The organism is Shewanella sp. NKUCC06_TVS (genome assembly GCF_019345515.1).
Lineage (GTDB): Bacteria > Pseudomonadota > Gammaproteobacteria > Enterobacterales > Shewanellaceae > Shewanella > Shewanella oncorhynchi.
Genome location: NZ_JAHKQX010000005.1, coordinates 220,231 through 245,388, shown reverse-complemented (window position 1 = coordinate 245,388; position 25,158 = coordinate 220,231). Strand labels below are relative to the sequence as shown.

Below are 25,158 nucleotides of genomic sequence, written 5' to 3'. Positions count from 1 at the left end.
TACATGTACATCAAGTACTAAGGGCTCAACTTGAAGTTTGTGATCCACTTAATTGTGATCTTGTGCAGCTGTTTTTTGAGCATAACGGGGCAGGCAAGTCCGTTGTCCTCTGAGCCATTAATCATCGTTATGGGTGAGGATAGCTTTCCCTATCAATATGTCGACAACGATGGCGAGCCGACTGGATTACTGGTTGATTTATGGAAAGAGTGGACTAAACAAAGCCATACCCAAGTCGTTTTTGTGGCGCGCCACTGGCACGAGTCCCTTGATCAACTGCGGCAAGGTAAGGCGCAAGTGCATATCGGCATGGGGAAAACCCCAGAGCGAGAGCAAGAATTTGATTTTGCAGTGCCCATTGCGGATGTGGGCACTTTTTTGTATTTGCATAAATCCTTGCAGGGCAAAAAATCCATCAAAGAACTGATCCCCTTTCAAATTGGTGTGGTAGCGGCTTCATCCCATGAAGCGGAATTACACCGTATCGAACCGCAGCTTGTGTTTAAACGCTACGAAAGTCGTGAGAAATTATTGGCTGGGGTCGCCGCGGGCGAGATCGTAGTCTTTGCGGGGTTAGAAGGCTATTTGAAAGATCCCGACTCATCCCAAGAGATTGCCGCAAACTTTCCCAATACTGCCCGCCTTCAAATTAAGGCGATGCAGTTTGTACCCGCAGTTCAAAAGGGCAATCTTGCATTAGTCGATAAAATCAATAAAGGTTTCACTGCGCTTGATGCGCACTTTATTCAGCAAACGGAGCGACGTTGGCTTGGCTATCAACGTCAACAAGCTGGGATTGTTATTTCGATGCAACTGGGCGCCGAGCCTTTTGTGGACTTAGGGGTCGATGGTTTACCCCATGGTTTGTATGTGGACATGTGGCAGCTTTGGTCTGAGAAAACGGGTATTGCCGTTGATTTTATTTCTGGTGATATGAACTCCAGCGTGGACGATGTTCGTCGTGGTCTCGCCGATGCTCACATAGGTTATCCTGAAAGTGATGATGTTAAAACGGGCCTTACTCAGGCTTGGCATTTATATACGGTGAAGAGTCGACTCTTTCTCTATCAGCAACAGTTAACCGATTTAGACAGCTTAAAAGGTAAACGTATTGGTGTGGTGCCGACAGCGCCTTATTTGGTGGATTTGCGTAAAGCCTTACCCCAAGTGTCACTGCGTTATTACGACAGTATGGATGCAATGGTGGCGGGGGCGAGGTCTGGAGAAGTTGTCGGTTTTATCGCCGCGGGTGCATGGACATCCCATTATTTACTGCTCAATAAAGGCTGGTCTGACTTTAGCCAGTATCCTGATCTCGAATTTAGCACCAACATTTATGTGCTGACCCGTAGCGATGATGCTGGCCTTACACAGAGGATAGCCAATGGGTTTAACAGTATTAGCAATCAAGAATTTGCCGAGATTGAACATAAATGGATGCTCAATCCTAAAGATCATGTTTTTACCCAAGCTGAGCGTCATGTCAGCTTAAGCCCCGCTGAGCAGGCCTATGTGGAAAGCGTAGGCGAGCTCAAAGTCGGTTATCTAAAACAATGGCCACCGATGGAGTTTATGGATGAACAGGGTGAGTTTGCGGGGATCAATAGCGATATCGTCAAATTGCTCAAGGAACAACTCAAACTTAAGCTCACGCCCGTTGCCTTTGATGATTGGCATTCGTTAATCGAGGCGTTGCAAAAGGGCGAGGTGAGTTTAGCCGGCAGTGTCGCGCAAACGGCGGAGCGCCAGCAGCGTTTAGCGTTTAGTGAAGCCTATTGGCCATCGCCGTGGGCCTTAGTGTCGCAACTGGAACAAGTCTCGGTTTTTAATATTGCTCAGCTCGCAGGTCAAAGAGTGGCTGTGGTTGAGGGATATCATTTAGTGGCGCAATTGATGAGTCTGGAGCCTTCGCTCAAGTTAGTCATAGTGCCAAATACGCAGGCCGGATTAGCGGCCGTGACGAATGGCAATGCGGATGTGTTTATCGATAAAGTGGTGACTTTAGCTTCTGAGCTTAAAACCAGCCACTATCCGACACTAAAAATGTCGCTGCTCAGTGATCTCGCCGATCAGCATAGTCATATTGGTGTTTATCCTCAATTTGCGCCGCTGGTGCCGCTGATTAATAAAGCTTTGGCTTTGGTTGATGCTCAACATCAGCAAAAAATATATACGCGCTGGGTGTCATTTTCTGTGGCGACAGAGAGTGCTAAATATCTGCAATGGCTGCGTTATATCGTGTTTGGCGTGATAATCTTGTGCTTAGTGATGGTGGCTGTGTTGTTAGTGAATCGTCGCTTAAATCGTGAGATCACTCAGCGATTGGTGGCTGAAAAACGTTTGTTGCATGTGGCTAATCATGATGCTTTAACTCAGTTGCCCAATCGTGCCTTACTTGATGACAGACTAACCCAAGCTTTGCTATCTCATCGCAGAGAACAGGCACATTTCGCTTTGTTATTCATCGATCTCGATGGTTTTAAACAAATCAATGACCAACTCGGTCATCCCATTGGCGATGAATTACTGGTACTGGTCGCCCAAAAGTTAACCAAGGTTATCCGTGGATCAGATACCGTTGCGCGATTTGGCGGCGATGAGTTTGTTATCCTGCTAAATCGTGTGCAAGATCTCGATGCCGCTACCCAAGTTGCTGATAATATTCTACAGGCACTGACGAGCCCTTTGCTTATTCAAGGCGTCAGTGTCAGCATAGCGGTTAGTATTGGCGTGGTGATTTACCCCCGTGATGGTGACACAGCGATAGGTTTATTGAAAAAAGCCGATCAGCTGATGTACCAAGCAAAAAGTAGCGGCGGGCGCTGTTATCGCTCAGCTTGATGTTTTTTTGAACGCTCATGCTCAGATAGTGCGTTCGCCTCTAGTCAAGGGCGTAAAACTGTTTGATACTTCACCGCCTAAGTGTGAAGTACTTTGGTAATCGGCATTATTTTACTATAATGCCGCTTTTATCTCGTTTTGATTATTTCCAAAGCACCGGTTTCCGGATAAAGGATAGAGTTAGATGCGCAGTCATTATTGTGGAGACGTCAATAAGTCTCACGTTGGACAAGAAGTTACCTTGGTAGGTTGGGTTAATCGTAGCCGTGATTTGGGTGGCGTTGTCTTTTTAGATTTAAGAGACAGAGAAGGTCTCATCCAAGTGGTCTATGATCCAGACTTACCTGAGGTGTTCAATGTCGCCAGCACGCTGCGCGCCGAATTTTGCGTTCAGGTCAAAGGCTTAGTTCGTGCCCGTCCTGATAGCCAAGTCAATGGTCAAATGAAGACGGGTGAGATTGAAGTCTTAGGTCAAGCCTTGACGATTATCAATGCTGCCGATCCACTGCCATTGAGCATGGATAACTACCAGAACAACAGCGAAGAGCAACGTCTTAAGTATCGTTACTTAGATTTACGTCGTCCAGAAATGGCGCAGCGATTAATTTTCCGCGCTAAAGTGACCAGTTCTGTGCGTCGTTTCCTCGATTCAAACGGTTTCTTAGACATAGAAACACCGATCCTGACCAAGGCAACCCCAGAAGGTGCCCGCGATTATTTAGTACCAAGCCGTACTTATAAAGGTCAGTTCTTTGCCTTGCCACAATCGCCACAGTTGTTTAAACAGTTGCTGATGATGTCAGGCTTTGATCGTTACTACCAAATCGTAAAATGCTTCCGTGATGAAGACTTACGTGCCGACCGTCAGCCAGAATTCACCCAAATCGATATCGAAACGTCTTTCATGAGCTCTGAGCAAGTGATGGCGAAAACCGAAGAGATGATGCGTGGTCTGTTCCTTGAAATGCTGAACGTCGATCTCGGCGAGTTCCCGCGCATGACTTACAACGAAGCGATGCGTCGTTTTGGTTCAGATAAGCCAGATTTACGTAACCCATTAGAGCTGGTGGACATTGCCGATTTACTCAAAGAAGTCGAATTTGCGGTATTCTCTGGTCCTGCGAACGATGAAGAAGGTCGTGTTGCTGCACTGCGTATTCCGGGCGGCGCTGCACTGTCTCGTAAGCAAATAGATGATTACACTAAATTTGTTGGCATCTATGGCGCTAAAGGCTTAGCGTGGATGAAGATTAATGACCTAAGCCTTGGCTTAGAAGGTATTCAATCACCTGTGCTGAAATTCTTAAACGAAAGCATAGTTAATGAAATCGTGAGCCGCACTGGCGTGCAAACTGGTGACATTATCCTGTTTGGTGCAGATCAGGCGACTGTGGTTGCCGAATCTATGGGCGCACTGCGTCTTAAAGCGGGCGAAGATTTCAGCTTATTGCAAGGTGAATGGCGTCCACTGTGGGTAGTTGACTTCCCAATGTTTGAGAAAATCAACGGCAACTTCCACGCGGTTCACCATCCGTTCACCGCACCGCGTGGTGTAACGGCGGCAGAACTTGAAGCTAACCCAGCAAATCGCGTTTCTGATGCTTACGATATGGTATTAAACGGCTGCGAATTAGGCGGTGGTTCAGTGCGTATCCACAACCAAGAAATGCAGTCTGCGGTATTCCGTATTCTGGGTATTACTGACGATGAAGCTAAAGAGAAATTCGGCTTCCTGTTAGAAGCGCTGCGTTACGGCACACCACCACATGCAGGTTTAGCGTTTGGTTTAGACCGCATCATCATGCTGATGACGGGCGCAAGCTCAATCCGCGATGTGATGGCGTTCCCGAAAACCACCACTGCCGCTTGTCCGCTGACTAATGCGCCTGGTTTTGCCAATCCGCAGCAATTAGCTGAACTTGGTATTGCCGTGGTTGAGAAAGCTGTTAAAGCGGAAGACTGATCTTTTGTAAATCGACCTTATTCAAATCGACATTATGTAAATCGTTTTAGTGTAAGTCGATTGACGTTAGCCTTGTCAGTTATTTTTTGTCGTACCGAAAACCGAGGCATGAGCCTCGGTTTGTTTTAGTGAACCGTCATTCCACCGCTTATCAATATCTGTTAGTTCAATCCTTTAAGTAAATAGCCGTTATTTAGTCTCATTCCACCTTCGGCTCTTGATAAGCTTTGCGATGGCACCTAGATGATACCTAAGTAGAGGAGACTTCCCATGGCAGGTCACAGTAAATGGGCCAACATTAAGCACCGTAAAGCGGCTCAAGATGCTAAACGCGGTAAACTCTTTACTAAATTCATTCGCGAGTTAACCGTTGCAGCCCGTGAAGGTGGCTCAGATCCCGACTCTAATCCACGATTACGTGTCGCCATCGATAAAGCCCTCGGTGGTAATATGACCCGAGACACGGTTGAGCGTGCGATTAAACGCGGCGCCGGTGAATTAGAAGGCCAGCAACTCGAAACCATTCTCTATGAAGGTTATGGCCCAGGCGGCACCGCTGTGATGGTTGAAACCATGACGGACAATCGTAATCGTACTGTGAGTGGTGTACGTAATGCGTTTAGTAAATCGGGCGGTAACTTAGGCACGGATGGTTCTGTGTCTTATCTGTTCACTAAGCGTGGAGTGTTATCCTATGCGCCGGGAACCGATGAAGATGCATTAATGGAAGCGGCGCTTGAAGCGGGCGCGGAAGATATTGTCAGCTATGATGATGGTGCTGTGGATGTGTTTACCGATCCTGTTGATTTCTATACGGTGAAAGAGCAGCTCGATAAAGCCCATTTTGTGGCGGATAATGCCGAAATCGCGATGATAGCCTCGACGAAAGCTGAGCTTGATCTAGAAACCGCCGAAAAATTTATGCGCCTTATCGACACCCTTGAAGATCACGATGATGTGCAAGAGGTGTATCATAATGCGGAAATCTCCGATGATGTGATGGCAAGCCTAGGCTAGATTGACTGTTAGCTGAATTAGGGCGTCAATTGATGCCAATTTTAGCTCGCAAACGCTAACGTAGGAACAGGGACGCAAATGTAGATCCCATATAAGGTATTTAATGGCAATTATTTTAGGTGTTGACCCAGGTTCACGGATCACAGGCTACGGCGTGATCCGATGTCAGGGACGGCATCAGATTTACCTCGGCAGTGGTTGTATTCGCACTTCGTCTGAAGAACTGCCTGGCAGGCTCAAGCAAATATTTGATGGGATCACTGAGATTATTCGTCAGTATCAACCGGACGAATTTGCGATTGAGCGCGTATTTATGGCAAAAAATGCCGATTCTGCGCTCAAGTTAGGCCAAGCACGCGGCGCGGCCATTGTTGCTGCCACAGTCGCCAATTTACCTGTGGCTGAATACAGTGCGACTCAAATTAAGAGCGCTGTCGTGGGTACGGGGCGAGCGCAGAAAGCCCAAGTACAACACATGATCCAACAACTACTTAAATTACCTGCAGCCCCACAAGCTGACGCCGCAGATGCACTCGGTGTTGCTGTGTGTCATTATCACACCAGCCAGAGTTTAATTGCATTGAGTGGCCGGGCAACGGCAAGAACATACGGACGGTACAGATGATAGGTCGTTTACGGGGCGTGCTCGTTGAGAAACAAGCACCAGAAATTTTGATCGATGTTAATGGTGTTGGTTACGAGTTGCAGATGCCGCTTACTAGCTTTTATGAGCTGCCTGAAGTTAATCATGAAACTATGGTCTACACCCACTTTGTGGTGCGTGAAGATGCACAGCTTCTCTATGGTTTTATCACTAAGCAGGAAAGGGCGTTATTTCGCTTACTGATCAAGACCAATGGTGTCGGTCCCAAGCTCGCACTGACCATTTTATCAGGCATGACAGCCGCAGAATTTGTGGGCTGCGTTGAGCGCGATGACATAGTGACCTTAGTGAAATTACCGGGTGTCGGCAAGAAGACCGCCGAGCGGTTACTGGTAGAAATGCGCGATAAGCTCAAGAGCTTGATGGAAGCCTCCGCAGGCTCAGAGCGTGAGTTCGTGCTGCAATCCAATTACTCACCCGCACCGACAGTCAATAGCGCCGAAGAAGATGCTATTTCAGCTTTAATTTCACTGGGTTATAAACCACCGCAGGCGAGCAAATCGGTTTCTGCAGCCTACAAAGAGGGCATGGATTCAGAAACCCTGATCAAAGCCGCCCTTAAATCGATGCTTTAATTGAACAATGATGATAATTAAGATGAAAGCTGCGATAAGGAATAATAATGATTGAGGCAGACAGACTCATCCAGCCGCAGATCCAAGCTCAAGATGAATCCATCGACAGGGCGATGCGCCCTAAAATGCTCGATGAATACACGGGTCAAGATGACACTCGGGCACAGCTTAAGGTGTTTATTCAAGCGGCAAAGAATCGTAATGAAGCCTTAGATCATATGTTGATTTACGGTCCGCCGGGATTGGGTAAAACCACCTTAGCCATGATTGTGGCGAACGAGATGGGGGTGAACATTAAATCCACCTCCGGGCCTGTGCTGGAAAAAGCGGGCGATCTCGCCGCGCTTTTGACCAATCTCGAATCCGGTGATGTGTTATTCATCGATGAAATCCACCGATTAAGCCCAGTGGTAGAAGAGATTTTGTATCCGGCGATGGAAGATTATCAGCTGGATATCATGATAGGTGAAGGGCCGGCAGCACGTTCTATCAAGCTTGATTTACCGCCGTTCACTCTAGTGGGGGCGACAACACGGGCAGGGGCTTTGACTTCACCACTTCGGGCGCGTTTTGGGATCCCGCTACGGCTTGAATTCTATAACATCAAAGATTTAAGCACCATAGTCACGCGTTCGGCGCAGGTGATGGAACTGGATATTGATGCTGAAGGTGCATTTGAAATCGCACGCCGTTCACGCGGTACACCGCGGATAGCTAACCGATTGCTTCGCCGCGTGCGGGATTACGCGCAAGTGAAGCATGATGGCGCTGTCACTAAGTTTGTTGCCGACCATGCACTAGACTTACTGGATGTCGATAATGAAGGTTTCGATTACATGGACCGCAAGTTACTACTCGCCATTATCGATAAGTTTATGGGTGGCCCAGTTGGACTCGATAACTTAGCAGCAGCCATAGGTGAAGAACGCGAAACCATTGAAGATGTGCTAGAGCCATTTTTGATCCAGCAAGGCTTTATCCAACGCACGCCCCGCGGCCGTATTGCAACCGCACGGGCATATCAACATTTTGAGTTGATCAAACCCGAGTAATCATCATTTTGATGATACAGCCTATGAGAGGCGACCTAAGTGGTCGCTTTTTTTATTGTCATCCTAAAACCACCGCCTCTGGCGGTGGTGATTGTTCCTTGAGGCTATAGCCTGAATTACGCCCATGCTAAAAGAGACTTCTTATTCACCACAAGTAAGAGGAAACGAAAAGCATGGGCGATTATAGAAGTTCATCACATGTTTATTGGCGTTGCAAATATCATATTGTTTGGACTCCGAAGTACCGTTTTAAAATGTTAAAAGAAAACCTTGGTAAGGAGTTATACAGGTCAATTTATATCCTTTGCAATATGAAGGGTTGTGAGGTTTTAGAATTAAACGTTCAGATAGACCACGTTCACTTGGTAGTCATAATCCCGCCGAAGCTGTCAGTATCAACGCTGATGGGAGTATTGAAAGGAAGAAGTGCGATAAGATTATTCAATAAATTCCCTCATGTACGTAAAAAGCTATGGGGCAATAGCTTTTGGGCCAGAGGTTATTTTGTAGATACAGTAGGTGTTAATGAAGAAATCATTAGACGATATGTGCGCCATCAAGATAAACAAGATCAGGAACATGAGGCTCAATTGTCGTTGCAGATGATGTAGGTTCTTGGAATAGCCCCTTCCAGGGGCAAGTCAAAGCCGCCTTCTAAGAAGGCGGATTCTTTACAAAGAAAATTTGTCCTTGAATGTGGTCCGTATGAGATGTAAGTCATTTATTTAAGAATAAGAAATAGGGAGTGTTTAGAGGGATTGGAAGCTAATACTTATATTTAAAATTAATATGCAAGATCAGTAACAAATAGTCATTTCAAAGACGTGTAGAATTATTTGTACCTTAATTGTTAAACCATAATTTTAGACGTTGTTAAAATGCATAATTAGCACAATTGATACATGGTGTATCTCTGTTTTAATGCAATTTATCTATGTTTATCGGTATTTTAGCGCTTTGGCTATCTGTGGATATTGCTAGATATGCAGATTTAACAATAGTTAATCAATACACTGTTCTTCTAGATAACTTTGATGAGGATTAAAAATTGTGATCCGCATCACATTTTTTAATGTGCGAAATGTTTCATTTATGTTTCTTATTAACAGACTTAAAGCTTGCCTAATCCACATATTGTGGTGATTAACTCTGTGTAAGTGTGGTTAATAAGGGTATTAAAAAATAACCGTCAAATTAATTAACCAAATAAATCACAGTAATTAACAATGTGTTTTTATTGGTTAAAATTTTGAGCATTGACGGAGTTAAAGTGAATCCTCAGTATCAGGTGCAACACTAGTACAGCAATAACTGTACAAGCTGTAAGCATAAAAATAATAGTAAGATCTAGGGAGCATTCATACATGATCAAAAGAACTAAAGTAGCGTCAGCTATTAACTTAGCTATCGTTGCATCTATCACTACTGGTGCATTTGTTACGTCAAGCGCATTTGCTGCTGAAGAAAAAGCAAAAGTTGAACGTATTGAAGTGACAGGTTCACGCATTCAACGCCAAGATATGGAAACAGCATCTCCTGTGACCGTTATTGATGCTGCTGCGATTAAAGCGGAAGGTTTTACTTCTGTTGACCAAATGCTGCAAGTACAGACTTCGATGGCGGGTGCGGCAGTGGGGTCAACCACAAACAACGGTGCTGACGGTGTTGCCCAAGTTGACTTACGTGGTATGGGTTCACAACGTACGCTTGTGTTATTGAATGGTCGCCGCATGGTTAACTCTGGTTCAGGCGCCGATAGTGCAGTGGATCTTAACTCGATTCCAGTCGCTATGATTGCGCGTGTTGAAATTCTGAAAGACGGCGCATCAGCGGTTTACGGTTCTGATGCCATTGCTGGTGTAGTGAACATTATCACGAAGAAAGATTTTGAAGGTTTCCAGTTCGATTTTAACGGCAGTGGTACAGACAAAGGCGATGGCGAAAGTGGTGATGTCAGTGCACTATACGGTTTTAACACCGATGGTGGTAATTACACCTTTGGTGCCGCTTTTTCTGACCGACGTGGTGTGATCCAATCTGATCGTGATTGGACTAAACCTGGTGCGAGTGGAATTATACCAACGGGTTCACTAGATGGTATGGTTCAAGATGCTAATGGTAATTGGGTAGCACAAACAGAGACTTATGATTTCACCCAAGATAGCTACTATCAAACACCAAGTGAACGTCGCAGTTTATTTGCTAACATGACTCAAGAGCTGGGTAATGATGTTGTGTTAACTGCAGATGCTATTTATACCAACCGTCGTTCTCATCAGCAAATGGCAGCTCAACCTGCACAGCTATATCTTGATGTCTGTGGTCAACCAGATGCAGATCCATTAAAGTGTTTAACACTTGATAGTGATATGATTGCTGCAGGTATTAAGCCTGATGATCATGGGCAAGTTTTCTATGCTAGACGTATGAATGATGTAGGTCCTCGTATTTATACTCAGGATACTGATACTTGGCGTTTATCAGGTGGTCTAGCGGGTACTTTAGACGTTCATACAGGTATGAACTGGGATGTTACTTATACATTTGGTAAGAACAAAGCAGAAACCGCAGTAGAGAACTCTATCAATGCTAGCGATATGCGTAACGCTATTTATGCTAATTCTGATGCTTGGTTGAGTGGTGCACTACTTACACAAGCGATGAAAGATGCTGTTGGTTATACAGAGGCTGCAAATGGCGGTAATGAACAACAGACATTATCTGCGGGCTTGAATGGTGAGTTGTTTGATTTAAAAGCGGGTGCAGTTGGTTTTGCGATTGGTGCTGAATACCGCCGTGAGAGTGGTTTCTATAATCCCGATCCAATTGTTGTCGCAGGTGAAAGTACTGCAGCACAGCAAGATCCAACCGATGGTAACTACAACGTTATTTCGATTTTTCAAGAAGTAAGTGTGCCTTTCACCGAGAAATTAACGGGTGAATTCGCGCTGCGTTTAGACGATTACTCAACATTCGGTAAAGCGACCACTTGGAAAATTGGTTTAACATACACTGCAACAGATGACTTAATGGTTCGGGGTGTTGCGGCTACAGGCTTCCGTGCTCCAAGTGTTGCTGAATTATATGGTGGTAATTCGGGATCGTTTGATTACCTTACAAATCCTTGGTTGTCAGATGATGAACAGCCAGGACAAATTTTGGTAAACCGTACTTCTGATCCAGATTTGAAGCCTGAAGAGTCAGAGTCTTATACGGCTGGTTTAGTGTATTCGCCAAGCTATCTTGATGGTATGTCTCTTACATTAGACTACTGGCGCTTCAAAGTGGATAACGCGATCGCTCGTTTAGATACTCAGGCTGGCTTAGATGATTGTAAAGATGGCATTACGTCAGCTTGTGAAACGTTTAATATTACCCCAGAAGGTGACTTGCGTAATTTAACGAATGCGTTAACCAACGTAGGTTATCAAGATACTAGCGGTATTGATTTTAACTTAGCCTATAACTTTGAAGGCTTAGGTTTGGATTGGAAAATCAGCAATGACACGACATATTTATTGAACTTTGAGCAGGATAATAAAGATTACACTGATACTATCGACGGTAACTTCGGTGCTTACGCTAAGGTTCGTAATAACTTCAGTCTCTCAGCTGGTCAAGATGATTGGAGTGTTATGTACTTCAACCGTTATATTGGTGAGATGACAGACTTGGCGAAAGGCTATGATGTTGACTCAGTGCTATACCACAATATTTCTGGAACATATCACATCACAGATATGACAACTGTTAGTTTAGGTGTGAAAAACTTCACTGATGAAAAACCATCACGTGTTTCTAACGGTAGTGATGGTGGCACAGTTCCACAAGTATATGACACAATCGGCCGCGTGATTTACGGTGGTGTAACTGTTAAATTCTAAGCTAAGTTCAGACTCTTAGTTTCTAAAAAGCGCCTTAGGGCGCTTTTTTATTGGGAGTTTACGAGATGAGTTTAGATTCGCTAATCATCCGTTAATTGGTTGTTAATATCGTATTTTGTTCACAGTTTTCAACATCACACTTCTTAACTAATGTAATAGCGCTAGAGTCGTCTCGATTCGCATGGTAATATAAATGATATAGATTCTCGTTTGGGCTTTAAGGATGAGTAAAATACTCTTGGTCGATGATGATCCATTGTTTAGCGTGTGGTTAGCTGATGCCCTATGTACGCAAGGGCATGAGGTTAAGTGTGCGGTTAATGGCATCGAGGGTCTGGCATGCATTGAAAGTTTTGCTCCAGACATCATAGTGCTTGATTTAGTGATGCCACAGATGAATGGATTTGAGTTGCTAAAAGCGCGTGAATGTTCAACGCCGGTACTGATGATCTCAGCACGTGATAATGAAGATGATCGCATCACTGGTTATGAATTGGGAGCAGATGATTTTCTGAGTAAGCCGTTTAGCATAAAAGAGATTTTTGTCCGCTTACGAGCTTTAGAGCGGCGTCTCTGTGCCGGTCACTCTCACTCGCCGCAAATGGCGACTGTGGCGGCTAAAGTGATTAACTTCGATGAAATGAGTTATAGGATCACTATTGGCACCCGCTATGTCGATTTGACCCAAACCGAGTTTAAATTATTTAAATATCTTTTTGAAAGAAAAGGCCAAGTCATCACTAAGCAAGAGTTGCAGCGCTCAGTGCTACAGAAAGATTTGGGCCGATTTGACCGTAATCTGGACATGCACATTAGTAACACTCGCCGCAAGCTAGCCAATATCAGTTTGCCGCGTAACTTGATTAATACAGTACGAGGCCAAGGTTATAGTTTTATGGTCTAATATCTTCATTAACTTATAGTGAAAGGCTCATTTTTTGTGGATTTTAGGCGTGTTAACTGGTCAATTAAAGGCCGATTGCAAGTGTCTTGACTGAATTTAATGGCTTTCGTTTTCCCCTTGGGATGTTTTGGTTTATTCTATCGGCCATATAATAAAATGTGCCGTGTGCTATCTGTCGCACGCCATTAAATTGCCCTTAGTTTTAACAACCTATTAGGAATCATTATGCGGATCAGTGCCAACTTTGATGGCGGAAATATCCAAGTCGTCAATCTTGATAATAAAGACGATATTCAACTTGCTATCCGCCCTGATGCGGGTGGTGAGTTTTATCAATGGTTCAATTTTCGATTTGAAGGTGAGGTGGGTAACCATTACACCTTGAATATTATCAATGCGGGAACCGCTTCTTATACCAAGGGATGGGAAGATTATCAGGCGGTGGCCAGTTATGATCGCCAGCATTGGTTCCGTATTCCGACTCAATATCAAGACGGTAAACTGAGCATTAGCATAGAGTTAGATTGCGATGCTATTCAAATCGCTTACTTTGCACCCTACAGCTATGAGCGTCATTTAGATTTACTCAGCGGCGCCCAGTTACACCCAGATGTCAATTTAGAGCATTTAGGCCTGACCTTAGATGGCCGCGATATTACTCTGATGAAAGTAGGGAATGGCGATCCTTCTAAACGCAATATTTGGATCACCGCCAGACAACATCCGGGTGAAACGATGGCTGAATGGTTAGTTGAAGGCCTAGTGAATCGTTTACTCGATAATGACTGTCCCACGGCAAAGGCGCTGCTTGATAAGGCCAATTTCTATATAGTGCCCAACATGAATCCCGATGGCAGTGTCAGAGGTCATCTGCGCACTAACGCGATTGGGATTAATCTAAACCGCGAGTGGCAAACACCGAGTTTAGAAAAAAGCCCTGAGGTATATCACGTCGTCAACAAGATGCAGCAAACGGGTGTTGACCTGTTTTATGATGTGCATGGTGATGAAGGCTTACCTTATGTGTTTCTAGCGGGTTGTGAAGGCGTCCCCGCTTATAATGATAAACTCGCGCAGCTGCAAGCGGACTTTAGTCAAGCATTGACCTTAGCCAGTGCCGATTTTCAAACTCAGTATGGGTATGATAAAGATGAGCCCGGTCAAGCGAATCTGACCGTAGCGTCTAATTGGGTTGCCCAGACCTTCAAGTGTTTATCAAATACCCTTGAGATGCCGTTTAAAGACAATAACAATCTGGCCGATCCTTTTGTGGGTTGGTCACCAGAACGCAGTATTTATTTAGGTGAAGCATCGCTAATTGCCATGCTCGCCGTTGTTGATAAGTTACGTTAGGGCGAGGCTGATATGGCATTAATTGAATGTCCGGTGTGTCGTAAACGTATGTCGAGCAAAGCGTCTTCATGCCCCCATTGCCAAGCAAAAACCGATGGCGACAATGAGTCCTTATCGCGCATTAGTCATATTCAAAAGTCCAGCAGCTTAATGAATCAGAGTTTCGTTGCTATGACCTTGTTCATTGCTGGTGTGGTGATTTGGTTTTGGGGTGGGGAACCCGCCGAAGGTATGCGTGCGAATATCGCCGGAATATGCTTTGTGTTTGGTTTTGTAGGTTATCTCATTACACGAGTCAGAATCGTGTTACATAAGCGGAAAAGTGTATGACGGATATCAATCAAGTGATCGATCAAATGCCTATTGAAGTCTATGAAAGGCTTCGCAGTGCTGCTGAGTTGGGTAAGTGGGAGGATGGCACTGTGTTGAGTGAGACTCAGCGTGAATCGACTCTGCAGGTGGTGATGTTGTATCAAGCGCGTAAGCTTGAGCAAACAGAGCATTTCACTATTGCATCTGACGGTAAAATAAATGAGCTGTCTAAGGCCGAGCTGAAAAAGCAATTCCGTGGTGAGCCAATTGCTGGGTTTAAAGCACAGGATTTATAATTTCTGACTGTCCACGCAGATCGGCTTGTAAGGTGTGCTTTATTAGGAATTCGGCGTAAGTCTGAGGTTGGCAAGGGGAATTAGCATTTTATCTTTTGTTAGTGATATCAATGCTAATATTGATTTGATATCAAATAACTTCAATGCAAATCTTGATCTGCAAAAGTCTTAAAATAAACACTCATTTAGTGTTTTTAAGTCTGAGCTAAAATCTAGTCTGAGTTTAAATCAAAAAAGCCCATCAAATATGGGCTTTTTTGTTGCTAGCGTTTGAGGGCAACAAACAGATTAGAAGACTATATCTTTAATCTATGCTCAGTTCACCGACTAGATTTTGCAACATGGCCGCTTTTATCTCAGCTGGTTGCAAATTTTTAGATAGCAAATAATGCAGTTTTGCTAAGGCCGCTTCTATGGTCATATCGGCGCCACTGATCACGCCTGCTTTGGCTAATGCATTGCCTGTGGCGTAGCCGCCCATATTCACCTTACCTTGGAAACATTGGGTTAGATTCACCAGCACTATGCCACGTTTATCTGCTTGCCTTAAGGTTTTGAGTAAGGCGGCATCCTGCGGTGCGTTACCCACACCAAATGTCAGCAGTATGAGGGCTTTAACTGGCTGTTGCAGAATGTTCTCAAAAATCTGTGTCGATATCCCAGGATACAAGGTCACCACACCGACAGGTTGTGGGCTGATATGAGCGACTTCTAATGGGGTATCGTTGGCTACCGTGATTTTGCCTGCGCGTAGATTGATTTTGATCCCCGCCTCAAGCAGTAGTGGGAAGTTGGGTGAGGCGAAAGCATCGAAACCGTCGGCATGGGCCTTAGTCGAGCGATTACCCCTAAAGAGTTTGTTATTGAAGAATAAACACACTTCAGCGACTGGATAATTCGCCGCTATATAGAGTGAGTTCAATAAATTGGTTTGGCCGTCTGAGCGTAGCTGGGCGAGGGGAATTTGCGAGCCCGTCACTATCACAGGTTTTGACAAGCCTTGCAGCATAAATGACAGTGCCGAAGCCGTGTACGCCATGGTATCTGTGCCGTGAAGGATCACAAAGCCATCGTACTTATCGTAATTGGCTTGTATATCGTCGGCGATCATCTGCCAATCGGTTGGTGCCATATTGGAAGAGTCGATAAGCGGGCAGTATTCGTGGATGACGAATGCCGGCATTTCTTCATGGTAAAACTCAGGCATAGATTGTACGCACTGAGTTAGGAATCCCGCGACGGGGACAAAGCCGTTATCGGTCTTTTGCATACCGATGGTGCCGCCAGTATAGGCAACATAAATGGAGCGTTTAGTCATTCTTGTCGTTTTCTTAGCTTCAAGTGGCCGAATTATACGATTTTACTGACATAAACCCAATAAAAAAGCCCGGAGATCCGGGCTTTGTCTTTGTCATCATCTTGAAGTTGCGAGCTGCAACCTAGACGCTGGCAGATTTAGTTCATCATATTGCAAGTATCACAGTAGATGTAGACGTTATTTGGATCATCAAAAGAGGTTAACGTTTTCAAACTGCTAGTCCACTGTTGTAGCATTTGCTCTAACATCGATGACTGACTTAGTGAGGCGGGCAGGTAGCTCGATACTGAGGCAAACATCTGCTGCATGAATTTTTGTTCGGGTGTCAGCTCTTGTTCGATGACGCGGGTGTCAAATAGCGTCATATCCGCGAGTTTAGCGGCTTTAGCAATCGCCTCATCTAAATCACCCAGTTCATCGACTAAGCCAAGCTCAAGAGCCTTTTTACCGCTCCACACACGGCCCTGAGCAATCTTATCGACTTGTTCTATGGTCATCTTACGTTCTTTAGCGACCAGGGAGATAAAGTCCGAATAGCCGCGTTCAATATGACGTTGGATAATTGCTTCAATCTGGGGGGAAAGTGTGCGGGTAACAGATAATCCTGCCCATTCTGAGGTCGATACGCCATCGGTATGCACGCCTATACTGGCCAATGAATCTTCAAAGGTAGTGATCATACCAAAGATCCCAATCGAACCCGTGAGTGTTGTTGGTGTTGCGAAGATATAGTCGGCACTGGCTGAAATCCAGTAACCACCGGATGCGGCTAAACTGCCCATGCTCACAACCACGGGTTTACCTGCTGCTTTAAGTGCCAGTAATTCTTGACGAATTTGCTCAGAGGCAAAGGCGCTACCGCCAGGGCTATCAACGCGTAATACTAAGGCTTTAATGTGCTTATCAAAACGTGCCTTACGTAGCAGCTCGGCGGTGCTTTCGCCGCCAATTTGGCCCGCAGGTTGAGTGCCGTTCAAAATGGTGCCACTTGCCACAATAATACCAACACTGTCTTGCTCTACAAAGTTGGGTAATGGCGTCACTAAGGTCAAGTAATCATAAAAACTGACTTGCTTGAAACTGTCACCACTGCTGGCTTTTCCTACGGTTTCTAGCATGGTTTTACGAAAATCTTCTGTAGTCGCTAGGTTATCAACCCATTTCATGTTGATTGCCATTGTGGCTGAATCGCCATTGGCTTTATCGAGTTCTGCCAAATAAGTGGTTGCGTCGGGCACCAGAGAATTCGGTTCGATATTACGATTGCCTGCAACCGTTTGTGTGTAGCTTTGCCATACATCGACTAACAGTGCACTACTGGCTTCCCGCGCAGCATCTGACATATCGTCACGTATGTAGGGTTCAACCGCAGATTTAAAGGTCCCCACGCGGAAAATATGCGCTTTGACTTTGAGTTTTTCTAAGGCCGATTTGAAATATTGGTTGTACATACTCAGGCCATCAAGCGAGACACCGCCTTGGGGATTGAGGTAAATGGTGTCGGCAAAACTGGCGAGGAAATATTGATTTTGCTCGTAGTAGTTGCCGATGGCGATGACTTTTTTACCGCTCTCTTTAAAGCGATTGAGTGCATTACCGATAGATTGTAGTTTGCTGATCCCAGCACGTTTAAGATCGACCAGATCGAGCACTAGTACGCTAATGCGTTGATCTTGCGCTGCATTGTCAATGACATAAAGTACATCGGTGAGTAGGATTTCACCATCGGCGTTGGCATTTTGGCCTTGTTTGAATGCGGCTTCTAAGGGATCGACTTGTTGTTTCTGATCGACAATCGAGCCTGCTAAATTAAGCACCAGTGCCGAATTATCTTCAACTTGGATATCTTCGCTACTGCCAATGGAGATAATGATCGCGGCTAAGAGTCCAAAAAAGATTAGATTGAGGATGAGTTTACGCGTCCCGTTCAGGGTGTGCCAAATAAACAAACATATTCTCTTGAAAAACGATGGGTTAGCGGACATCTGCCACTCCTTTATAAGTCCAATCTGCCAATGCTAACTGAAAATGGCGCTACAGGCTAAACACAATTGTAAAGGATTTTGACTGATGGCCTCGATCCAACGGTTGAGCTTAGATTTGACACAAGGTATGCTGATTTAAATCACTTGTTTTAAAAGGATGTTTGAATGTCGTTTCCCCATTTATTAGAACCCTTAGATCTGGGATTTACCCAGCTCAAAAACCGTGTGCTTATGGGCTCAATGCACACAGGTTTGGAAGAAGAAAAGGGCGGATTTGAGAAACTGGCAGCGTTCTACAAAGAACGCGCTCTGGGCGGTGTAGGTTTGATTGTGACGGGTGGTATTTCCCCCAATCTTCGTGGTCGCCTTACGCCCCATGCCTGTCAGTTGAGTTTTCCTTGGCAAGTGGGTAAGCATCGCGTGGTAACGCAGTCGGTGCATGAGGCTGGCGGTAAGATCTGTATGCAAATTTTGCATGCGGGACGTTATGGCTATCATCCTTTTTCCCAAGCACCAAGTAAGATTAAGTCACCCATTACACCCTTTACGCCGTCTGCTATGTCTAGTCGCCAAGTGCGCTCGACCATTAAGGATTACGCCAGCTCCGCCGCCCTTGCCAAGAAAGCGGGTTACGATGGTGTTGAGGTGATGGGCTCTGAAGGCTATTTGATTAATCAGTTCGTCAGTGCGCGCACCAACACTCGCACCGATGAATGGGGTGGTGCGTTTGAAAAACGGGCGCAATTCCCGATTGAGATTGTTAACGCGATACGGGCAAAAGTTGGTAAAGATTTCATCATTATCTTCCGTTTATCCATGCTCGATCTGGTGGATAACGGTTCGACTTGGGATGAAGTAGTGCAACTGGCCCAGTGGTTAGAGCAAGCTGGTGTGTCCATTCTAAATACGGGCATTGGCTGGCATGAAGCGCGAGTACCGACCATTGCGACAAGCGTGCCCCGTGGCGCCTTTGCGTGGGTGACAGAAAAGCTCAAACAATCTGTTTCCGTTCCCTTAATTGCGACTAACCGCATTAATACCCCTGAGATTGGTGAGCAGATTATCGCCTCTGGTCAAGCTGACATGGTGTCGATGGCGCGGCCTTTCCTTGCTGATCCTGAGTTTGTGAATAAGGCTGCGGCGAACACGCCGGAGCTTATCAACACCTGCATTGGCTGTAACCAAGCTTGTCTTGATCATACTTTTTCCCTCAAGCGCGCAACTTGCTTAGTGAATCCTCGCGCCTGTTATGAGACTGAAATCAACTTCTTACCCACAGCCAATAAAAAGCGTATTGCGGTGATGGGTGCAGGTCCTGCGGGCATGGCGTTTTCTGTTTATGCCGCCATGCGTGGCCATGACGTTGTTTTGTTTGAAGCGAAATCCGAGGTGGGTGGTCAGTTTAATCTCGCCCGTAAAATCCCTGGGAAAGAAGAGTTTAACGAGACTATTCGTTATTTCATTAACCAAATTAAGCTGCATAAGGTGGAGCTGAGATTAAACACTCGCCTCGATGCCAGTGTGTTGGCGACGGAAAAGTTTGATGAAGTGGTAATCGCCTCAGGCGTTGTGCCGCGTGATTTAGTCTTACCCGGTTTTGACGACCCACGGGTGGTCGATTATCAAAAAGTGCTCTCGGGTGAAGTGACTGTCGGTAATACGGTGGCCTTGATTGGCGCCGGCGGTATAGGGTTCGATATGGCGCACTTTTTGTGTGAGCGCCAGTCGAGCACCTTGAACCCCGATAAATGGCTACAACAGTGGGGCATAGATAAAACTTACCAGCATGCGGGCGGCCTAACTGAACCCCATTCCGACAATACTGATCATCGTAAGGTGTTTTTACTGCAACGTAAAACGTCGAAGATGGGCAAAGGCTTAGGTAAAACAACCGGCTGGATCCACCGTCTTGTGCTTAAGCAACATGATGTGAAGATGAAAATGGGCGTGAGTTACGACAAGTTTGATGATGCAGGACTGCATATTCGCGTGGGTGAAACCGTTGAAGTGCTGGCCGTCGATAATGTTGTTTTGTGTGCTGGGCAAGAATCGAATCGCACGTTAGTAGATGAGATGAAAGCAACGGGCCTGCCTGTGCATCTGATTGGTGGCGTAGATGTCGCGGCAGAGCTTGATGCTAAGCGTGCAATCCGCCAAGGCGCTGAACTTGCAATGCGTTTATAGAAAGTCGATAAGCCTTACGTTTTAAGCGTTAAGTATTCAATGTTAGATCCTGAAAGCCTGAACCTGTGTTCAGGCTTTTTTGTTTTAGTTTGTTTTAGTTTGTTTTAGTTTGTTTTAGTTTGTTTTAGGTTTTTTAGTGTGAATGCATTGAAAATAGAGAGAAGGGAGAATAGTGGGTTTTAATACGTTTGGTATCTAATGGCGCGGATTGAATAAGGCTGTATTGAAAGGGGCAGTTTGTCTTAAAGCTACTCTTTGTTTAAGAGCTACTCTTTGTTTAAAAGCTCATTTTTGTTTTAAAGCGATTTTGGGTTTTAACGCCACATCTTGTTTAAAGCAGCTTATTGAACAATCGAGTCTTGCCGTTATGAGTCTTCAAACACTGCCTGTTTCTGCGTGCGTGTGTCACTTGCCACATTTTGTGTTTGCTTTGACTTAGCCAAACTGGCTTTATTCTGATGAGATTGACACGCATAGGTGACCACAGCTGCACCTTCAGGTGACAAGTCCAGCTCTAAATCTTCGGTTGGCACACAGCAGCAGGGCAAACATTCATCATGTTTGAGTTCGGCTAAGGGTTCGTTTAAGTAGCTGACTTTTCCGCTGATGACGCGTGTTTTGCAGGCGCCGCAGAAACCGTTGCGACATTCTGAGAAGATTTTAACTTTTTTAGCTTCGAGCGCTTGCAGCAAAGTGCCTTGTTGCTCGGTAAAGAGCAACACAGGTTGACCTTGAAGGCGCACGATTGGCGCCTTTGCAAACAGGTTTTGTGGCCGTTTTTTTGATGTCACAGTTTTAATGCCATTTTGTAACGTCACTTTTAAGTGTCTTATAGATCGAAGTCGAGGAATTCATCACCATCAACCGCGGAGTCGATTTGGCCGACAAGGTATGAAGAGACTTCAACTTCCTGTGGTGCAACTTGCACTGCATCGCTTTCTAACCAGTTTTTCATCCAAGGTAATGGATTGGTTATTTCTGGGTATGGTTGCGGTAGATTCACCGACTTCATGCGTTGATTAGTAATAAACTCAACGTATTGGCACAGGATCTGTTCATTCAAACCTATCATAGAGCCGTCTTTGAACAGGTATTTGGCCCATTCTTTTTCTTGCTCTGCGGCTTTGAAGAATAAATCGAAAGCTTCCTGTTGGCATTCTGCAGCAATTTCACCCATTTCTGGATCGTCTTTACCGCCTTGCATGATGCTTAAAATATGCTGAGTGCTGTTTAAGTGTAAGGCTTCATCACGGGCGATTAAGCGAATAATTTTCGCGTTACCTTCCATGAGCTTACGTTCAGCAAAGGCAAATGAGCAGGCGAAGCTAACATAGAAACGAATAGCTTCTAGGGCGTTGACTGACATCATGCACAGGTACAAGGCTTTTTTCAGGGTACGGGTATTGACTATGACTTCTTTGCCATCGATGACATGGGTTCCTGCACCGAGTAAATGGAATATCTGAGTTAGTTGGATCAAATGATCGTAATAAGCGGCGATATCGGTCGCACGGCTTAAGATTTCTTTGTTCACGACGATATCGTCGAAGATCACTGAAGGATCGTTAACGATATTGCGAATGATGTGGGTGTATGAGCGCGAGTGAATCGTCTCAGAGAAAGACCAAGTCTCAATCCAGGTTTCTAATTCAGGCAGTGACACCAGCGGCAAAAAGGCCACATTGGGCGAGCGGCCTTGAATCGAGTCGAGTAGGGTTTGGTATTTCAGGTTCGAAATAAAGATGTGTTTTTCATGATCAGGCAATGCACCGTAGTCAATCTTATCGCGACTGACGTCTACTTCTTCCGGGCGCCAAAAGAAAGATAACTGCTTTTCTATCAGTTTTTCGAACACTTCATATTTTTGTTGATCGTAACGAGCCACGTTGACCGATTGACCTAAAAACATAGGTTCACGGGTGGCATCGTTGGGTGTTTGACAGAAGGTAGAGTAGGCCATGGTGCTATTTTTCCAATGGATAGGGATCCACTAAATAGGGATCCCTATAAAACCGTTAACGTTAAAGTTAAAGACTAGATTTTACATGCGCCGCCGGCGCAACCGTCATCTTCTTTCTCTAAATTGGTGATGTCATCGTGTGAATCCGACGCACCATCGCGAGTGTTATGGTAGTAAAGCGTTTTAACACCTAACTTGTAAGCATTGAGCAAATCTTTCAGCAGGGTTTGCATCGGTACTTTACGGCCTTCAAAACGTGAAGGATCGTAGTTAGTGTTAGCCGAAATCGCTTGGTCAACGAACTTCTGCATAATACCCACCAGCTGTAAGTAACCGTCATTGCTTGGCATTTTCCATAGCAATTCATAGCTATCTTTTAGTGTATCGAAATCTGGTACCACTTGTTTTAGCTGACCGTCTTTGCTCGATTTCACGCTGATAAGACCACGTGGTGGCTCGATACCATTGGTCGCATTGGAAATTTGCGACGAGGTTTCTGAAGGCATTAATGCCGACAGCGTCGAGTTACGCAGGCCATATTGCTTGATATCGCTACGCAGTGATTCCCAGTCTAAGTGCAATGGTTCAGCACAAATTTTATCTAGGTCACGTTTGTAGGTATCGATTGGCAAAATACCTTGAGAGTAAGTGGTCTCGTGGAATAACGGACACGCACCTTGCTCTTTGGCTAAGTTCATTGAGGCTTTCAGTAAATAGTACTGAATCGCTTCGAAGGTTCTGTGGGTTAAAGCGTTCGCGCTACCATCAGAATACTTCATGCCGTTTTTCGCTAAATAGTTAGCGAAGTTGATCACGCCTATGCCTAAAGTACGGCGATTCATCGAGGCGATTTGCGCGGCCTTGATAGGGTAATCTTGATAATCCAATAAATTATCCAGTGCGCGTACGGCGAGGTCGGCTAATGGCTCAATATCAGATAACTCTTTGATAGAACCTAAGTTAAGTGCTGACAGCGTACAAAGCGCGATTTCACCTTCAGGATCATCGATGTTGTTCAATGGTTTAGTCGGCAGGGCGATTTCAAGACACAGGTTAGACTGTCTGATCGGCGCGACTTTTGAATCGAACGGGCTGTGAGTGTTGCAGTGATCCACGTTCTGAATGTAGATACGGCCCGTTGAGGCGCGCTCTTGCATCATCAGTGAAAACAGCTCAACGGCTTTTATGGTTTTCTTACGAATGCTGCTGTCTTGCTCATATTGCACATATAAACGTTCGAATTCGTTTTGATCTTCAAAGAAAGCATCGTACAAACCAGGTACGTCAGATGGGCTAAATAAACTAATGTTTTCGCCTTTGATCAGACGTTGATACATGACTTTGTTCAACTGCACACCGTAGTCTAGATGACGGATACGGTTGTCTTCGACGCCGCGGTTATTTTTCAATACCAGCAGAGATTCGACTTCTAAGTGCCAAATAGGGTAGAACAGGGTCGCAGCACCGCCACGCACGCCGCCTTGAGAGCACGACTTCACTGCGGTTTGGAAATACTTATAGAAAGGTAAGCAGCCTGTGTGGAAGGCTTCACCGCCACGGATTGGGCTACCTAAGGCACGAATACGACCGGCGTTAATACCGATACCCGCACGTTGGCTGACGTATTTCACGATAGACGAAGCGGTCGCGTTGATAGAATCTAAGCTGTCACCACATTCGATCAGTACGCAAGAGCTAAACTGACGCGTTGGGGTGCGCACACCGGCCATAATTGGCGTTGGCAGCGACAGTTTAAAAGTTGATACCGCGTCATAGAAATCTTTAACGTATTTCAGGCGCGTCTCTTTTGGATAACGGGCAAACAAGCAAGCCGCGACCAAAATGTAAAGGAACTGCGCGCTCTCATAGATTTCGTGGGTCACACGGTTTTGAACTAAATATTTGCCTTCAAGCTGTTTTACTGCAGCGTAGGAAAAATCCATATCGCGCCAGTGGTCGATATAGGTATCCATCACATCCAGCTCTTCGCGGGTGTAATCTCTTAAAATGTGTTGATCGTATTTACCCAGCTCAACCAACTTAGTCACGTGAGCATACAATGCGGGCGGCTCAAACTGACCGAAGGCCTTCTTACGCAAATGAAACACCGCTAAACGGGCAGCGAGGAACTGATAGTCCGGTGATTCTGGAGAAATTAAATCCGCCGCAGCCTTGATAATGGTTTCATGGATAGCTTCGGTTGGGATGCCATCGAAAAACTGTAGGTGCGAGCGAAGTTCAACTTCCGAAACAGAAACGTTTTTTAATCCCTTGGCTGCCCAAGTAATTACGCGGTGTATTTTTTCGAGATCGATATTCTCACGATCGCCACAGCGTTTTGTGACTGTCATAGTGCTATTCATTTGGAGATAGGCCTTGGTTCTTATATGTATTTAGGTGAGCAAAATCACCGTACGTATCCTTGTAAAACAATCAATAATCGTCCCTTAAATACAGCTGACTGGTTAAAAACGAGTCAATTAAGCGGCGAGCTTCTAGTGTGTCTGATTGTTACCTATACACAAGATATGGTGTTTTAAATTATATGGGATACAAGATAGTGAGGTTTGCCCCTATTTGCAAGTCTGAATTCAGGGGACATCTTGTGGATAACGTGAGGATAAACTTTTGCGTTAGTAACGACTAACCTTGAAGCTCAATTTCAGGTTAGAGTGTCACACTCATGGGGGATTTTTAGGCGATCCTTTTCTTTAGATCGCGATCGCTCACGAGTGCCGATCTTTTATCCGCCTGACTTTTTCCGTGGGTCATAAATAGTATGCTGACACACTGATGTCCGTCAGTGAAGTTACGTATTGGATGCCTTATTCGTGAGCATTGTAGGCGCTG

At 45.2% G+C, this 25,158-nt stretch carries 18 protein-coding genes; 13 read left to right on the top strand and 5 right to left on the bottom strand.

What is annotated here, in order from left to right; all coding sequences use genetic code 11:
• Positions 1-30: 30 nt before the first annotated feature.
• From KO531_RS07985 to KO531_RS07930, 12 genes are all read left to right on the top strand, one after another.
• Positions 31-2,841, top strand: coding sequence for a transporter substrate-binding domain-containing protein (locus tag KO531_RS07985; protein ID WP_219250845.1), 2,811 nt, complete (start codon positions 31-33; stop codon positions 2,839-2,841).
• A gap of 184 nt (positions 2,842-3,025) precedes the next feature.
• Positions 3,026-4,804: an aspartate--tRNA ligase gene (gene aspS, locus KO531_RS07980; RefSeq protein WP_219250844.1), complete on the top strand. Its 1,779-nt coding sequence runs from the start codon at positions 3,026-3,028 to the stop codon at positions 4,802-4,804.
• Between the two features lie 270 nt (positions 4,805-5,074).
• Positions 5,075-5,821 carry a YebC/PmpR family DNA-binding transcriptional regulator gene (locus KO531_RS07975; RefSeq protein ID WP_198573165.1) on the top strand — a complete coding sequence of 249 codons (747 nt, stop codon included), beginning with the start codon at positions 5,075-5,077 and terminating at the stop codon, positions 5,819-5,821.
• A 103-nt stretch (positions 5,822-5,924) separates the two neighbouring features.
• On the top strand, positions 5,925-6,446 hold the full coding sequence (gene ruvC / locus KO531_RS07970) for a crossover junction endodeoxyribonuclease RuvC (protein ID WP_219250843.1): 522 nt from the start codon (positions 5,925-5,927) through the stop codon (positions 6,444-6,446).
• Positions 6,443-7,060 (top strand): Holliday junction branch migration protein RuvA, encoded by a 618-nt coding sequence (ruvA, locus tag KO531_RS07965; protein WP_028759853.1) that lies wholly within the window; start codon positions 6,443-6,445, stop codon positions 7,058-7,060. The genes ruvC and ruvA overlap by 4 nt, the downstream gene beginning before the upstream one ends.
• A gap of 47 nt (positions 7,061-7,107) precedes the next feature.
• Positions 7,108-8,112: a Holliday junction branch migration DNA helicase RuvB gene (gene ruvB, locus KO531_RS07960; protein WP_028759854.1), complete on the top strand. Its 1,005-nt coding sequence runs from the start codon at positions 7,108-7,110 to the stop codon at positions 8,110-8,112.
• Between the two features lie 173 nt (positions 8,113-8,285).
• Positions 8,286-8,723 (top strand): IS200/IS605 family transposase, encoded by a 438-nt coding sequence (gene tnpA, locus KO531_RS07955; RefSeq protein WP_219250842.1) that lies wholly within the window; start codon positions 8,286-8,288, stop codon positions 8,721-8,723.
• Positions 8,724-9,476: 753 nt separating this feature from the next.
• On the top strand, positions 9,477-11,996 hold the full coding sequence (locus tag KO531_RS07950) for a TonB-dependent receptor (RefSeq protein WP_219250841.1): 2,520 nt from the start codon (positions 9,477-9,479) through the stop codon (positions 11,994-11,996).
• Between the two features lie 223 nt (positions 11,997-12,219).
• On the top strand, positions 12,220-12,900 hold the full coding sequence (locus KO531_RS07945) for a response regulator transcription factor (RefSeq protein ID WP_028759856.1): 681 nt from the start codon (positions 12,220-12,222) through the stop codon (positions 12,898-12,900).
• 225 nt (positions 12,901-13,125) lie between these two features.
• A complete protein-coding gene (locus tag KO531_RS07940; RefSeq protein ID WP_105252564.1) occupies positions 13,126-14,253 on the top strand; it encodes a M14-type cytosolic carboxypeptidase in 1,128 nt (375 codons plus the stop codon).
• Positions 14,254-14,265: 12 nt separating this feature from the next.
• Positions 14,266-14,583: a zinc ribbon domain-containing protein gene (locus tag KO531_RS07935; RefSeq protein WP_105252563.1), complete on the top strand. Its 318-nt coding sequence runs from the start codon at positions 14,266-14,268 to the stop codon at positions 14,581-14,583.
• Entirely contained in the window at positions 14,580-14,861 is a 282-nt protein-coding gene (locus KO531_RS07930) for a DUF1315 family protein (RefSeq protein WP_028759859.1), read from the top strand. The genes KO531_RS07935 and KO531_RS07930 overlap by 4 nt, the downstream gene beginning before the upstream one ends.
• 304 nt (positions 14,862-15,165) lie before the next feature.
• Here the strand turns inward: KO531_RS07930 and ansA are convergent, their stop codons facing one another.
• Positions 15,166-16,179 (bottom strand): asparaginase, encoded by a 1,014-nt coding sequence (gene ansA / locus KO531_RS07925; protein WP_219250840.1) that lies wholly within the window; start codon positions 16,177-16,179, stop codon positions 15,166-15,168.
• Between the two features lie 137 nt (positions 16,180-16,316).
• On the bottom strand, positions 16,317-18,164 hold the full coding sequence (sppA, locus tag KO531_RS07920; RefSeq protein WP_173496877.1) for a signal peptide peptidase SppA: 1,848 nt from the start codon (positions 18,162-18,164) through the stop codon (positions 16,317-16,319).
• A gap of 165 nt (positions 18,165-18,329) precedes the next feature.
• Between sppA and KO531_RS07915 the strand changes: the two genes are divergently transcribed.
• Positions 18,330-20,348 carry an NADPH-dependent 2,4-dienoyl-CoA reductase gene (locus tag KO531_RS07915; protein ID WP_219250839.1) on the top strand — a complete coding sequence of 673 codons (2,019 nt, stop codon included), beginning with the start codon at positions 18,330-18,332 and terminating at the stop codon, positions 20,346-20,348.
• A gap of 365 nt (positions 20,349-20,713) precedes the next feature.
• Here KO531_RS07915 and yfaE read toward each other — a convergent pair whose 3' ends face one another.
• The 3 genes from yfaE to nrdA all read right to left on the bottom strand — a co-directional run bounded on the left by yfaE (position 20,714) and on the right by nrdA (position 24,671).
• On the bottom strand, positions 20,714-21,139 hold the full coding sequence (gene yfaE / locus KO531_RS07910; protein ID WP_113940499.1) for a class I ribonucleotide reductase maintenance protein YfaE: 426 nt from the start codon (positions 21,137-21,139) through the stop codon (positions 20,714-20,716).
• A gap of 38 nt (positions 21,140-21,177) precedes the next feature.
• Complete coding sequence (gene nrdB, locus KO531_RS07905) at positions 21,178-22,308, bottom strand: class Ia ribonucleoside-diphosphate reductase subunit beta (RefSeq protein WP_028759863.1); 1,131 nt, start codon at positions 22,306-22,308, stop codon at positions 21,178-21,180.
• Positions 22,309-22,382: 74 nt separating this feature from the next.
• Positions 22,383-24,671, bottom strand: coding sequence for a class 1a ribonucleoside-diphosphate reductase subunit alpha (gene nrdA, locus KO531_RS07900; RefSeq protein WP_219250838.1), 2,289 nt, complete (start codon positions 24,669-24,671; stop codon positions 22,383-22,385).
• Positions 24,672-25,158 lie beyond the last annotated feature (487 nt).

Coding starts and splice junctions, on each gene's coding strand:
- nrdA (WP_219250838.1), bottom strand. CDS start 24,671: ATGAATAGCACTATGACAGTCACAAAACGCTGTGGCGATCGTGAGAAT.
- ruvA (WP_028759853.1), top strand. CDS start 6,443: ATGATAGGTCGTTTACGGGGCGTGCTCGTTGAGAAACAAGCACCAGAA.
- sppA (WP_173496877.1), bottom strand. CDS start 18,164: ATGTCCGCTAACCCATCGTTTTTCAAGAGAATATGTTTGTTTATTTGG.
- KO531_RS07940 (WP_105252564.1), top strand. CDS start 13,126: ATGCGGATCAGTGCCAACTTTGATGGCGGAAATATCCAAGTCGTCAAT.
- ansA (WP_219250840.1), bottom strand. CDS start 16,179: ATGACTAAACGCTCCATTTATGTTGCCTATACTGGCGGCACCATCGGT.
- ruvC (WP_219250843.1), top strand. CDS start 5,925: ATGGCAATTATTTTAGGTGTTGACCCAGGTTCACGGATCACAGGCTAC.
- nrdB (WP_028759863.1), bottom strand. CDS start 22,308: ATGGCCTACTCTACCTTCTGTCAAACACCCAACGATGCCACCCGTGAA.
- KO531_RS07930 (WP_028759859.1), top strand. CDS start 14,580: ATGACGGATATCAATCAAGTGATCGATCAAATGCCTATTGAAGTCTAT.
- KO531_RS07915 (WP_219250839.1), top strand. CDS start 18,330: ATGTCGTTTCCCCATTTATTAGAACCCTTAGATCTGGGATTTACCCAG.
- KO531_RS07975 (WP_198573165.1), top strand. CDS start 5,075: ATGGCAGGTCACAGTAAATGGGCCAACATTAAGCACCGTAAAGCGGCT.
- aspS (WP_219250844.1), top strand. CDS start 3,026: ATGCGCAGTCATTATTGTGGAGACGTCAATAAGTCTCACGTTGGACAA.
- KO531_RS07950 (WP_219250841.1), top strand. CDS start 9,477: ATGATCAAAAGAACTAAAGTAGCGTCAGCTATTAACTTAGCTATCGTT.
- KO531_RS07945 (WP_028759856.1), top strand. CDS start 12,220: ATGAGTAAAATACTCTTGGTCGATGATGATCCATTGTTTAGCGTGTGG.
- tnpA (WP_219250842.1), top strand. CDS start 8,286: ATGGGCGATTATAGAAGTTCATCACATGTTTATTGGCGTTGCAAATAT.
- ruvB (WP_028759854.1), top strand. CDS start 7,108: ATGATTGAGGCAGACAGACTCATCCAGCCGCAGATCCAAGCTCAAGAT.
- KO531_RS07935 (WP_105252563.1), top strand. CDS start 14,266: ATGGCATTAATTGAATGTCCGGTGTGTCGTAAACGTATGTCGAGCAAA.